This window comes from Rosettibacter primus (assembly GCF_036860675.1).
GTDB lineage: Bacteria > Bacteroidota > Ignavibacteria > Ignavibacteriales > Melioribacteraceae > Rosettibacter > Rosettibacter primus.
In genome coordinates this window covers 205307-218546 of the sequence record NZ_JAYKGK010000004.1, presented here as the reverse complement: position 1 = coordinate 218546, position 13240 = coordinate 205307, and the positions used below count along the sequence as shown (strand labels likewise).

15 protein-coding genes are annotated in these 13240 nt (G+C 30.7%); all 15 read left to right on the top strand.

What is annotated here, in order from left to right; all coding sequences use genetic code 11:
* Positions 1 to 86: 86 nt before the first annotated feature.
* Positions 87 to 521: an Hsp20/alpha crystallin family protein gene (locus VJY32_RS07300; RefSeq protein ID WP_353677250.1), complete on the top strand. Its 435-nt coding sequence runs from the start codon at positions 87 to 89 to the stop codon at positions 519 to 521.
* 56 nt (positions 522 to 577) lie between these two features.
* On the top strand, positions 578 to 2491 hold the full coding sequence (gene dnaK / locus VJY32_RS07295) for a molecular chaperone DnaK (protein ID WP_353677249.1): 1914 nt from the start codon (positions 578 to 580) through the stop codon (positions 2489 to 2491).
* 61 nt (positions 2492 to 2552) lie between these two features.
* Entirely contained in the window at positions 2553 to 2945 is a 393-nt protein-coding gene (locus VJY32_RS07290) for an Hsp20/alpha crystallin family protein (protein ID WP_353677248.1), read from the top strand.
* Positions 2946 to 3058: 113 nt separating this feature from the next.
* Complete coding sequence (locus VJY32_RS07285; protein ID WP_353677247.1) at positions 3059 to 5038, top strand: M1 family metallopeptidase; 1980 nt, start codon at positions 3059 to 3061, stop codon at positions 5036 to 5038.
* Positions 5035 to 5937, top strand: a complete 903-nt coding sequence (locus VJY32_RS07280) for a hypothetical protein (protein ID WP_353677246.1) — start codon at positions 5035 to 5037, stop codon at positions 5935 to 5937. Before VJY32_RS07285 ends, VJY32_RS07280 begins: the two co-directional genes overlap by 4 nt.
* 1 nt (position 5938) lies before the next feature.
* Positions 5939 to 6484, top strand: a complete 546-nt coding sequence (gene def / locus VJY32_RS07275) for a peptide deformylase (RefSeq protein ID WP_353677245.1) — start codon at positions 5939 to 5941, stop codon at positions 6482 to 6484.
* Between the two features lie 23 nt (positions 6485 to 6507).
* The gene (fmt, locus tag VJY32_RS07270) at positions 6508 to 7410 is read left to right on the top strand and encodes a methionyl-tRNA formyltransferase (protein ID WP_353677244.1); all 903 of its coding nucleotides are present in this window, start codon (positions 6508 to 6510) and stop codon (positions 7408 to 7410) included.
* Positions 7411 to 7455: 45 nt separating this feature from the next.
* A complete protein-coding gene (locus VJY32_RS07265; protein ID WP_353677243.1) occupies positions 7456 to 8433 on the top strand; it encodes a PLP-dependent cysteine synthase family protein in 978 nt (325 codons plus the stop codon).
* Between the two features lie 87 nt (positions 8434 to 8520).
* A complete protein-coding gene (locus tag VJY32_RS07260; protein ID WP_353677242.1) occupies positions 8521 to 9834 on the top strand; it encodes a trans-sulfuration enzyme family protein in 1314 nt (437 codons plus the stop codon).
* 27 nt (positions 9835 to 9861) lie between these two features.
* Positions 9862 to 10602 carry a peptidoglycan editing factor PgeF gene (gene pgeF / locus VJY32_RS07255; protein WP_353677241.1) on the top strand — a complete coding sequence of 247 codons (741 nt, stop codon included), beginning with the start codon at positions 9862 to 9864 and terminating at the stop codon, positions 10600 to 10602.
* Positions 10602 to 11510 carry a DMT family transporter gene (locus VJY32_RS07250; protein WP_353677240.1) on the top strand — a complete coding sequence of 303 codons (909 nt, stop codon included), beginning with the start codon at positions 10602 to 10604 and terminating at the stop codon, positions 11508 to 11510. Before pgeF ends, VJY32_RS07250 begins: the two co-directional genes overlap by 1 nt.
* A 4-nt stretch (positions 11511 to 11514) precedes the next feature.
* Positions 11515 to 11883 (top strand): dihydroneopterin aldolase, encoded by a 369-nt coding sequence (gene folB / locus VJY32_RS07245; protein ID WP_353677239.1) that lies wholly within the window; start codon positions 11515 to 11517, stop codon positions 11881 to 11883.
* A complete protein-coding gene (gene folK, locus VJY32_RS07240) occupies positions 11873 to 12376 on the top strand; it encodes a 2-amino-4-hydroxy-6-hydroxymethyldihydropteridine diphosphokinase (RefSeq protein WP_353677238.1) in 504 nt (167 codons plus the stop codon). Before folB ends, folK begins: the two co-directional genes overlap by 11 nt.
* A gap of 8 nt (positions 12377 to 12384) precedes the next feature.
* A complete protein-coding gene (locus VJY32_RS07235; protein WP_353677237.1) occupies positions 12385 to 13029 on the top strand; it encodes a deoxynucleoside kinase in 645 nt (214 codons plus the stop codon).
* Between the two features lie 4 nt (positions 13030 to 13033).
* Positions 13034 to 13237: a hypothetical protein gene (locus VJY32_RS07230; RefSeq protein WP_353677236.1), complete on the top strand. Its 204-nt coding sequence runs from the start codon at positions 13034 to 13036 to the stop codon at positions 13235 to 13237.
* Positions 13238 to 13240: the final 3 nt, after the last annotated feature.

Sequence of the window (13240 nt, the reverse complement as noted above, 5' to 3'; positions counted from 1 at the left end):
AATAATGACTTAAGAAAATATTTTGTGTCTGGCACACCTCTTGTTTATATAATTGCAAAAATTAACAAAAGAAGGAGGTGATAGCCATGACACTCGTAAGATTTGAACCCTTAAAAGAACTCGAAACCTTACATGACAGAATTCAAAGATATTTCGAAGACTTTGCAAATTTTGGCTTCTCCTTTACAGATAATTTCAATCCGAGAATTGATATCTCGGAAGACGACAATAATATCAATGTTGTTGCCGAAATACCAGGCGTAAAAAAAGAAGATTTAAAAATTACATTGCAAGATAATATTTTGACAATAGAAGGTGAAAAGAAAAAAGAAGAAGAAAAGAAAGGAAAAAATTATTACAGAGCTGAAAGAGTATTTGGAAGCTTCAAACGTTGCTTCACATTACCTGCTGAAGTTGATTCCGACAATGTTGAAGCAAAGTTTGAAGATGGCATGCTCAGAATTAACATGAAAAAATTGCATCCTAAACCAAAAAACGAAAAAGTAATAGAGTTGAAGTAATCACTACTTCAACTCTATCTTTTTTTTATTTATAAACAAATTAAAGGGTATGAAAAATGGGAAAAATTATTGGAATTGACTTAGGAACTACTAACTCCTGTGTTGCAGTAATGGAAGGTAATGAACCTGTAGTTATTCCGAATTCTGAAGGTGGAAGAACAACTCCATCTGTTGTTGCTTTTACGAAAACAGGAGAAATACTTGTAGGTCAGCCTGCAAAACGTCAGGCAATAACTAATCCAAAGAATACAGTCTTCTCCATTAAAAGATTTATGGGTAGAAGACTTGATGAGGTAGATGAAGAAACTAAAGAAGTACCTTATGAAGTTGTTGCTGCTGAAAATGGCTCTGCAAGAGTTAAGATTGGAGATAGATTATATTCGCCGCCGGAAATCTCTGCGATGATATTACAAAAAATGAAAAAGACTGCTGAAGATTATCTTGGACACGAAGTTACAGAAGCTGTTATTACTGTTCCAGCATATTTTAATGATGCTCAACGGCAAGCTACAAAAGATGCTGGAGAAATTGCTGGTTTAAATGTACGAAGAATTATAAATGAACCTACTGCTGCTGCTCTTGCTTATGGTCTTGATAAAAAACACAAAGACCAGATTGTTGCTGTTTATGATTTAGGTGGTGGAACTTTTGATATCTCTATTCTTCAGATTGGAGAAGGAGTTTTTGAAGTTAAATCAACAAATGGTGATACCCACTTAGGTGGTGATGATTTCGACCAGAGATTAATTGATTATCTTGCTGATGAATTCCAGAAACAGGAAGGTATTGATTTAAGAAAAGACCCGATGGCTCTTCAAAGATTAAAAGAAGCTGCAGAAAAAGCTAAGATTGAATTATCTTCTTCAATGCAGACAGATGTTAATTTGCCATTTATAACTGCTACTCAAGATGGTCCAAAACATTTAAATATAACAATTACGAGAGCAAAGTTTGAACAATTAATAGATGATTTAATTCAAAGAACAATTCCTCCATGTGAAAAAGCTATGAAAGATGCAGGGGTAACTCCTTCACAGATTGATGAGGTTATTCTAGTAGGTGGTTCTACTCGTGTACCTAAAGTCCAGGAAGTAGTAAGGAAAATATTTGGAAAAGAACCTCACAAAGGAGTTAATCCTGATGAAGTAGTAGCAGTTGGAGCTGCTATTCAAGGTGGAGTTTTGGCTGGTGATGTAAAAGATGTCCTGTTGCTTGATGTTACACCTTTGTCATTAGGTATTGAAACCTTAGGTGGTGTAATGACAGTTTTGATTCCAGCTAATACAACAATTCCAACTCGAAAAAGTGAAATTTTCTCGACTGCTGCTGATAATCAGCCATCTGTTGAAATTCATGTTCTTCAGGGTGAAAGACCAATGGCAGCAGATAATAGAACACTTGGAAGATTCCATCTGGATGGTATACCTCCTGCTCCACGTGGTGTGCCTCAAATAGAAGTTACATTTGATATTGATGCTAATGGAATTCTTCATGTTTCTGCAAAAGATAAAGCTACTAATAGAGAACAGAGCATTAGAATTACTTCTTCAAGTGGTTTGACAAAAGAAGAAATTGAAAGAATGAAGCAGGAAGCTAAAGAACATGCTGCTGAAGATAAGAGAAAAAAAGAAGCAGTTGAAATAAGAAATAATGCTGATAATCTTGTTTTCCAGACTAAAAAGCAAATTCAAGAATTGAAAGATAAACTAACATCTGAACAACGAAGCAGACTTGAAAGTGAAATCCAGAAAGTTGAAGATGCTCTCAAGACTAACGATACTGATAGAATTAAAAATTCTGCTGATGCTTTGACAAAAGTATGGAATGAAATTGCTCAGCAGCTTTATGCACAACAGGGAGCATATTCTCAAGCTAATACTGGTTCACAAGCTAAATCTGATGGCACTGGAAAGGATGATAAAGATGTTCAGGATGCTTCCTATGAAGTTGTTGATGATGACAAAAAGTAAATTGAAAATAAATTTAACTTAATTTGAAAAATAAGTTTGAAAAATTAAAAAGGAGGTGCATATGGCAGAAGTAAAAGAAATGCAAGAAGTTAAAACACAGAAAAGCTGGGAAGAAGCATTAGAAAATGAATCCTGGGTTGCTCCTCTTGTTGATATTTATGAAACCGATGATGAATTTTTCTTAAATGCTTACATCCCAGGAGTTAAAAAAGAAAATCTCAAGATTAAACTTGAAGACGGTCATCTCGTCATAATGGGCAGAATTGATTATGACGAAGCTGTAAATCGCAAATATGTTCTCAAAGAAACTGAAATTGGAAACTTCTACCGCAGATTCAAAATTTCAGATAGCATTGATGAATCAAAAATCGATGCAAGACTTGAGAACGGTGTTCTTGAAGTTCGTTTGCCCAAACATGAACGTGTAAAACCAAAAACAATAGAAATAAAGTAATTTCTCAATTAAAAGCTGCCCAAAATTTACTGCTGATTTTGCTGATAAATTTTGAGCAGCTTTTTTATTTATAAAATTGAATTAAATATCTTATGTTCTTATGTTTCTAATGTATGAAAAAAATATTTATTCTGATTTTTTTAATCTTATTTTCTGGTATTATCTATTTTTATGAAAATAATTTTGATTCCTACCAGAAATTTGATGTTCAGAATACTTCTGTTTATTTCAAAGGTATTCTGAAATCAGAATATGATAAGGTTCAGAACATTGCAAATTATAATATTGATGTAGAATTAATCCCTTCTCAAAATTTAATAAATGCAAAAGAAGAAATTATTTGGATAAACAAAACAAACTTTCCTGCAAAAGAAATCCATTTTCATTTTTATGCGAATGCTTATAAAAACAACAAAACATTATTTGCTGCTGCATTTAAACTTGAAAAAGAAAATCAAACAGAAATTAAGATTAAGAATTTTCATATTGACGGTAAGCAATCAGAGTTAATTTTTTTCCAGCCCGAAATTTTAAATCCTTTTGACAGCACAGTTGCTAAAGTAATTCTTGATAAAAGTGTTCAGCCAGATGATTCTGTAAAAATTTATTTCGAATATTCAATGACAATTCCTGTTTCGGTTAAAAGACTTGGCAGAGCTGCAGGAAGAAATTTTTATTTTGTTTCTCAATGGTTTCCAAAAGTTGGGGTATATGAAAATGGCAAATGGGTATGCAGTCAATATCATCCATATCTAAATTTTTATTCTGACTTCGGAGAATATAATGTAAATATAAAAGTGCCAAAGAATTACATTGTGGCTTCTACAGGAGTTTGCAGAGAAAAATTAATCGATGAAAAATTTGCTTTGTATAAAATTACTCAAGTTGGAGTTCATGATTTTGCATGGATGGCTTCGGATGAAATTATTTTGAAAAAAGATATTTATAAAAGAAAAGATGGTTCACCAATTTTTATTAATGCTTACATTCAACCTGAAAATGAGAAATATTCAAAACGATATATTAAGTGTGTAAAAAATTGTCTGGAATATTTTGAGACTTATATTGGACTATATCCTTATCAAAATATTTCACTAGTAGATGTTCCGAATTCTAGTGCTTCGGGTGGAATGGAATATCCAACTTTATTTACAGTTCATGTAAATTTATTTTCTCCAGAAGCAACAGGTTCACCTGAATATCTCACAGCTCATGAATTTGCTCATCAATATTTTTATGGTATTATTGCAAATAACGAAGTTTATGAAGCCTGGCTTGATGAAGGTTTTGCCTCTTATTTATCTACAAAGATAATGTATAAGTATTATCCAAAGATTTTAGAAAATTTCAGAATTCTTACTTATCTGCCGGTGTTTGGAATAAATTTCCTTTCTTTTAATGATATACCTTTAATTTATACAATTGCAGATATTCCAATAGTTGAAGGTGTTAACAGTGCGAAAGATTATTATAAAAATCTTATCATTGGTTCTATAGCAGATACTTCTTACAAATTGCCTTCCAGACTTTCTTACATAGTAAATTCTTATGATAAGCCTGAATTAATGTTGTTATCACTCGAGAGATATCTTGGTTTAGATAAAATGATGAAAATTCTGCGTGATTATTTTGAAAAATATAAATACAAACATCCAACTTCAGAAGACTTTATAAGAGAAGTCAATAATAGTAGCAGTGAAGATATGTCATGGTTCTGGGATAATTTTTTTTATAACTCAAAAGTATTTGATTATCGAATTACTTCAATTAAAAAAGTTGCATCGAATGTTTATCGTGTTTTAGCAGAAAGATTGTACGATGGCATTTTTAAAAATGATATAGCACTTTATACAGAAAAAGATACTTTATATCAAAAGTGGGATGGCAGGGAAAGATGGAAAATTTTTGAGTTTGTCACAAATGATAAAGTTATTGCTGCAGAAATTGACCCGCACAGAAAAAATCTTCTTGATATAAACTTTGCAAATAATTCTCTTACATTAGAGCCAAGATATTGGGCTTCAATTTCTATTGCACTCAGATGGTTCTTCTGGGTTCAAAATGCGTTAATGATGATTGGAAGTATTGGATGATTAAAAATATTAATGAAATATTAATAGACTCAATAAGAGCAGTAAGCTATAATATTAAATTTGTAATTTTGTTCTGGTTGACAAACACAGCATTCGCAATTGTTCTTAGTGTGCCAATCTATAATTTGCTTTTAAACGACCTTAAAAATTCATTGATGAGTGATAAACTCAGTTCAGGATTTGATTACTTCTGGTATCTGCAATTTAGAAATTTATATGAAATATCACTTGACCAGATTCCATGGGCAATTTTTACAGTTGCAGGAATTTATACAATTATTCAAACATTTTATCTTGGGGGTTTAATATCTGTATTCAATCAATTCAGTAAAAATCATTATGTAGATTTCTTTTATGGTGGAGTAAAATATTTCTTCAGATTTTTTAAAGTTCTCTTAATATCCTTAATTTTTTATTCTGTAGCTTTTTTATTGAATGACCTTATTGGCGATTTAATTACTATTGTTTTTAGAAATACTGAATTTGTAAAAACTGAATTTTTGATACGCTTTTTAAGATATACATTTTTACTGTTCTTAATTGGAATAATTACACTAATTTCAGATTACTCTAAAGTTTCACTTGCATTAAAGGATAAAACCAAAGTAATTCAAGAAATTATTTATGCAACAAAATTTATTCAAGACAATTTTTCTTTAGTATTTCTTGTGTTTTTATTTATTGCATTTCTTGGAGCGCTGGGTTCAATAGTTTATAATCTTCTTGTAATAGAAATTCCTCGAACACCTTATTACTTTTTAATCGGTTCCTTTATTCTTCAACAAATGTTAATTATCTTTCGATTGTTAATTAGGATGTTATTTTGCTCAAGCGAGGTTATTTTATTTAAGGACCTTGCAGCAGGAGTTATTCAAACAGAAGAAAAGGAAGAATTATAATATGGCAATATTACCAATAACTATATATGGCAATAAAATTTTAAAGCAAAAAACTAAACCTGTAAAATCAATTTCTGATGATTTAATAAAAAAAATTAAAGATATGTTTGATACAATGCGGAATGCTAATGGAATTGGTCTTGCAGCAAATCAAGTAGGATTCACTGAATCACTTTTTGTAATTGATTTAAAAGGTGTTGATGGTTATGAAAAGTTCAAGCCAGTCGTAATGATTAATCCTGAAATAATTTTAAAATCAGAAGAAACTGAAATCCTAGAAGAAGGTTGTTTAAGTCTTCCCGGCTTAAGAGCAGAAGTGGAGCGACCAAGACAAATTAAAGTTAAGTTTATTGATACTGACGAAAATGAAGTTGAAATTGAAGCCGATGATTTGTTCGCTAGAGTAATTCTTCATGAATATGACCATTTAATTGGGAAATTAATTCCTGATAGAGTTGATTCAGAAATTAAGAAAAAGCTGCAGGAAGAATTGAACAAGATTAAAAGAAAGGAAATTAAAATTGATTATCCTATTGTTGAAGATTAAGTATTATTTATAAGGAGCGTGATTTGAAAATTGTTTTTATGGGGTCTCCTGAATTTGCAATTCCTTCTTTAGAAAAATTATTAAACAGCAATTATTCAGTTGAATTAGTTGTATCAGCACCGGATAAAGAACGAGGAAGAGGGAAAAAAATTTTACCAACCCCTGTAAAAGAATTTGCGCTGTCAAAAGGTTTAAAAGTTTTGACTCCACTTTCGTTGAAAGAAGATAGTTTTATTAAGCAGCTTAAAGAAATTAATGCAGATTTATTTGTTGTTGTTGCTTTTAGAATCCTTCCAAGAGAAGTATTTACAATTCCATCTAAAGGTTCATTTAATCTTCATGCATCTTTGTTGCCCAAATACAGAGGAGCTGCACCAATTCAATGGGCATTAATTAATGGAGAGAAGGAAACAGGTGTAACAACTTTTTTTCTTGAAGAAAGTGTAGATACAGGCAATATTATTCTTCAAGAGAAAATTAAAATTGAAGATGAAGATAATTTTGGTAGTCTTCATGATAAATTGATGAATTTAGGGGCTGATGTAGTTTTAAAGACGGTTGAATTAATAAATTCGGGAAATTATCAATTAATCAAACAAGATGATTCTTTAGCATCACCTGCTCCAAAAATTACAAAAGAACTATGCAGAATTGATTGGTCGAAAAGTGCAAGAGAAATTCATAATCTTGTAAGAGGATTATCACCTCACCCATGTGCATTTTTTGAACATCAGGGGAAAATTTATAAAGTATATAAAACTCAAATAGTAGAGAACATAATTTTAGAACCATCAAAAATTCTTCAAACAAAAAAAGAAATATTTATAGGCACAAATAATGGAACAATTCAAATATTGGAATTACAAGCGGAAGGCAGAAAAAGAATGACAGCGGAAGAATTTTTGAGAGGCTATTCTTTACTTTAAAATCCATTTTTGAAAAAAATTTATTGCAGTAAATGTGGAGAAAAGATGAGAAATTTTTGTTATGATAATATTCTTGAAGCCATTGGAAGAACTCCAATTGTTAAATTAGGCAATATATCAAAAGGTTTGAAAGCAAAGATTTACGCAAAACTTGAGTTCATGAATCCTGGTGGAAGTTTAAAGGATAGAATTGCAAAATACATGATTGAAAAAGCAGAAAGAGAAGGAAAGTTAAAGCCGGGTGACACAATAATTGAAAATTCTTCTGGCAATACTGCAATGGGTTTAGCTATTGTTTGCAGACAAAAAGGATACAAATTGAAAATTGTAATACGGGATACAACAAGCAAAGAAAAAATTAAAATGCTTGAAATACTTGGAGTTGATGTAATTAAAGTAGATGCTTCTCTTCCTCCAGAACATCCTGAATCTTATAACAATTATGCATATAATTTAGCAAAGAACGACCCTTCACTTTACTACATTGACCAGCATAATAATTTAGATAACAACGAAGCTCACTATATGACAACCGGCCCGGAAATATGGGAACAAATGAAAGGCAGAGTTGATTATTTAATTGGGGCAATAGGAACCGGTGGAACAATTACTGGAGCAGGAAAATTTTTAAAAGAGAAAAATCCTGAAATAAAAGTTATTGGCATTGACCCTGTAGGTTCAATATTTTATGAATACTTTAAAAACAAAAGACTTATCAAACCTTCAAAATATTTAATTGAAGGAATGGGAGATGAATTTTTAATTAAAACAGCACAACTTGATATTCTTGATGATATGTATCAAGTAGATGATAAAAAAGCATTTGGCTGGACAAAAAAATTAGCATACGAAGAAGGAATTATTGCAGGAGGTTCATCAGGGGCAAACATTTGGGGTGCTGTTAAACTTGCTAAAGAAATTGATAGAGAAGCCAATATTGTTACTATTATAAATGACAGCGGATATAAATATTTTTCTACTATTTATAATGATGATTGGCTTAGAGAAAATAATTTGATTTGATTGTTTCTCCCCGAAAAGATTTATAATCATTCGATAGTTTTCCATTTTTCTTTTCTTTAATTTTCGTCAGAAAAATCGGAGGCTATTATGGCTAATAATGCCAAAAACAATAAGTATGACGAATCAAAATATTCAATGGATACCCATTTAATTTATGGAAAGTATATTACCGATAAATGGGATTATTCACATCATGTAACGGCTCCAATTTCATCTTCAACAACATTTCGACTGGATTCTGTTGAAAGAGGTGCAGAAGGATTCATGAGATTTGCACACACTCAAGAGTTTGGTGAAAAAGCTCCAATATTCATTTATGATAGACTCGGTGAACCTAACAAAGACATGCTCGAAGAAAATTTAGCTTATGTTGAAAAAGGAGAAATGGCAGTTAGTTTTGCAAGTGGTATGGGTGCTATTTCAGCAGCACTTGGTATTCTTACAAAATCTGGTGATGAAATAATTACTCATAATACACTTTATGGCTGTACTCTTTCGTTATTAACTAATTGGTATCCAAGATACAATATTAAATGGACACCAATTGATTTAACTAATTCACAAAACCTGTTCAATTATGTAACAGAAAAAACTAAAGTGGTATATTTTGAAACCCCAGCTAATCCAAATCTTCAGATAATTGATATTCAGGAAATTAGAAAAGTTGTTGATGAAATAAACAAAACAAGAAACGAAGAGAACAAAATTCAAATAGTTATTGACAACACTTTTGCAACTCCATTCTGTCAGAGACCACTTGAACTTGGAGCTGACTTTGTAGTTCATTCTCTTACAAAAGGTATTGGTGGTTTTGGAACCGATATGGGTGGAATTGTAATCGGGAAAAAGAAATATCAAGACATACTCCAACTTTATAGAAAAGATTTTGGTGGTGTTCTTAATCCTAAAAGTGCATGGTCAATTCTGACTTATGGTTTGCCTACTTTGCCAATTCGATTAAAACAACAAATAAACTCAGCAATAAAAATAGCAGAGTACCTAAGTTCTCATCCTAAAGTTGAATTTGTAAATTATCCTGGTTTGCCCGATTTTAAATTTTATGAAACCGCAAGAAAACAGATGCGAGATTTCAACGGAAATTTTGCTCCAGGTAGTTTAATTTACTTTGTAATAAAAGGTAATAGCCCGGCGGAAAGTAAAGAAAATGGAAGAAAATTTATGGACTATGCTGCTGAACATGCTTATACAATGACCCTTGCTGTTAGTCTTGGTCATACTCGAACTTTGCTTGAACATCCAGCTTCGATGACTCATTCTGTTGTTCCACCTGAAGAACTTGCAGATAGAGGAATTGATGCTGGTGGAATTAGACTTGCAATCGGCCTTGAAAATCCTGATGATATAATTTATGACCTTGAACAATGTTTAAAAATAATTTAATGAATTATACATGCTTCTGTTTTTGAAATGATGAAAATAATTCAGAGTTATTTATTTAAAAAATTTCCAGAAATTATTTATGGATTTTCTACTAAAGTAGGACTCAACAGAAAAGAACCTTATTATTTTAACATGTCTTATTCTGTTGGTGATAAAAAAGAAATTGTAGAAAAAAATAGAAAAGAATTTTTTAAAGAACTTGGATTAAATTCTTTTAGCATTGCTTATCAAAAGCAGATTCATAGCGATATAGTTAAGATTGTAGATAAACCAGGATACACAGGGATTAGTGATGCTCTAATAACTCATGTTTCAGGAATTGGTTTAGCAATTTCTTCGGCAGATTGTGCTGCTATTTTTATCTATGACCCCAAAAATAAAATTATTGCAGCTGTGCATTCAGGCTGGAAAGGAACTCATAAAAAAATTCTTGAAAAGACACTTCATTTAATGTTTGAGCATTTTCATTCTGAACCAAAAAATTTATTTGCATACATTGCCCCCTCAATTTCACAAAAAAATTATGAAGTTAAAGAAGATGTGGCTTCATTATTCGATTCAAAGTATTTAAAAAAAATTAATGGCAGAATTTTTCTCGACATAAAAAAAGCAAATCAAGATATTCTTCTTGAAAATGGAATTCCTGCAGAACAAATTGAGATTTCAGAACTATGTTCTTTTGAAGAAAAAGATTTGCTTCATTCCTACAGGCGGGATGGTAAATTTTCTGGTCGTGCTTTGGGAATAATAGCTATGAGGGAAATTTAATGACTTCGGAAAATTTTAAAATAATATCTGGTTACGTTTTAATTTGTTTAATCTGGGGTTCGACTTGGCTTGCAATTCGAATTGGATTGGATTCCTTAACTCCAATTTTTTCAGCAGGAATAAGATTTGTTTTAGCTTCTCTTTTCATTTACATTCTTATGAAATTAAATAAAATTGAACTGCAAAAAGATTCATTATCTATAAAATTATACTTTATTCTTGCATTATTTTCTTTTACAATTCCTTTTGGATTAGTTTATTGGGCAGAACAATTTATCCCTTCAGGTTTAGCTTCAATTTTATTTGCAATGCTTCCTTTTGGTGTAATAATTTTTTCTTTACTTGCTTTTGATAATTATAAAGTAACATTCAATCAATTATCCGGTGTATTCTTAGGTTTTACAGGAATAGTTATCATATTTTCAGAAAATTTAAGTTTTCAATTATCGGATTATTTTTGGGGAACACTAGCAGTATTGCTTAGTGCATTTATGCAGGCTTCAATTGCAGTTATTATTAAAAAATATGGAGAACATTTAAATCCACTTTCAATGAATTTTTTGCCTTTATTATTTTCTGGATTAATAATGATTATGGCTGCAATTCTTTTTGAAAATACTTCTTTTTGGAAATTTGATTATAAAGCAATTGGCTCGATTCTTTTTCTTTCATTCTTCGGGACAGTTATTACTTTTACAATTTACTACTGGCTTCTTAAGAGGATTAATATTGTTTTATTATCATTATCTTCTTTCATAACACCAATTGTTGCAGTAATACTTGGCTGGCTAATTTTAGATGAATCATTATCAAGTTATACAATTTTTGGAAGTTCATTAGTGCTAATAGGGATTTTATTTGCTAATTTTAAAGGGTTAATAAAATATTTTGAAGCAAAAAGATTATAAGAGTATGATAAATATTATCAAAATAAAAAATGCAAGTTTTTATGCATATCATGGAGCATTAAAAGAGGAGCAAAATATTGGCGGTAGATTTGAAGCCGATGTAGATATTTATACAGATTTCTCAAAAGCAGCAGAGAAAGATGACCTTAAGCTTACAATTAATTACGATGAAGTTTATAAATTTATCAAAGAAATAGTTCACCATAAGAAACTTTATTTAATTGAAACTCTTGCAACTACTATAGCAAATGAACTTCTAAAAAAATATCCTGCAATACAAAAAATTGCTGTAAGAGTCCGCAAACACAATGTGCCTGTTGGCGGAGTTCTGGATTATGTAGAAGCGGAGGTAGTAAAAGAAAATGGTGAATAATATTTTTCTTGGTTTAGGTTCTAATAAAGGGGACCGTTTATATTTTCTTCGTGCAGCTGTAAAAAAAATACACGGATTTGAGAGCTGCAAAGTTCTTGCTGCATCATCAATTTATGAATCTAAACCTTATGGAAATCCAAATCAAGAAAATTTTTATAATGCAGTAATTGAAATTGATACAGGTCTTGGAGTAATTGGATTGTATAATTTTTTGAAGAATATTGAAAAAGAACTTGGTAGAAAAGAATCATTTGAAAAATGGGGGCCAAGAGAAATTGATATTGATATTCTCTTCCTTAATACTTTAATTTATGAAACAGAAGATTTAATAATTCCTCATCCCGAAGTATTTAAAAGAGATTTTGCATTGATCCCGTTAATTGAAATAGCTCCGGATTTTATTCCACCAGGTCAAAAGAAAAAAATGCGGGAATTAGACTTATCGAACATTGAAAAATATATAATAGGTAAATTAGATTACTCACTAATTTAATTAATACTGTGAAAGAACTTAGATATATCGCAATCGAAGGTGTTATTGGCGCAGGCAAAACAAGTTTAGCAATGAAACTTTCAGAAAAATTACGCGCCAATCTTATTCTTGAAGAATTTCAAGAAAATCCTTTTCTAGAAAAATTTTATGAAAACAGACGCAAGTATGCTTTCCAAACTCAAATATTCTTTCTGATTAGTCGTTATCAACAACTTCAAAAGTTAACCCAACCTGACTTGTTTAATAACTATATTGTTTCTGATTATATATTTGATAAGGATAGAATATTTGCTTACCTGAATCTTACAGGTGAAGAACTAAAACTTTATGATACTCTTTTCCCTTTACTTACTCGTAATATTCCAAAACCTGATTTAGTAATTTATCTGCAATCAAGTATTGATAGACTGATGCAGAATATAAAACATCGTGCAAGGACATTCGAGAAAAATCTAACAAGAGCTTATCTTGCAGAACTTTCAGAAGCTTATAATGATTTTTTCTTTAAGTATAACGAAACTCCATTATTAATAGTTAATACAACAGAGATTGATTTTATTAATCGAGAAGAAGATTTTGATGAACTCTATAAACAAATATTTCGTGACGACAGAGGATTCATAGAATATTTCAACCCAGAAGCAAGGAAATGAAATTATGATACGTTTAATAATCTGGTTCTTATTGATATTTATTATTTTCAAGATAGTCAGAATGGTAAAAGCAGCATTATCATCAGAGTATAAATCAGAAAATGAAATCAATAGAAAAAAGACTAAATCGAGATACAGCATAAAAGATGAAGATATTATCGAAGCAAAATTTGAAGATATAGTTCCAAAAGATAGCTCAAAAAGTTGATTC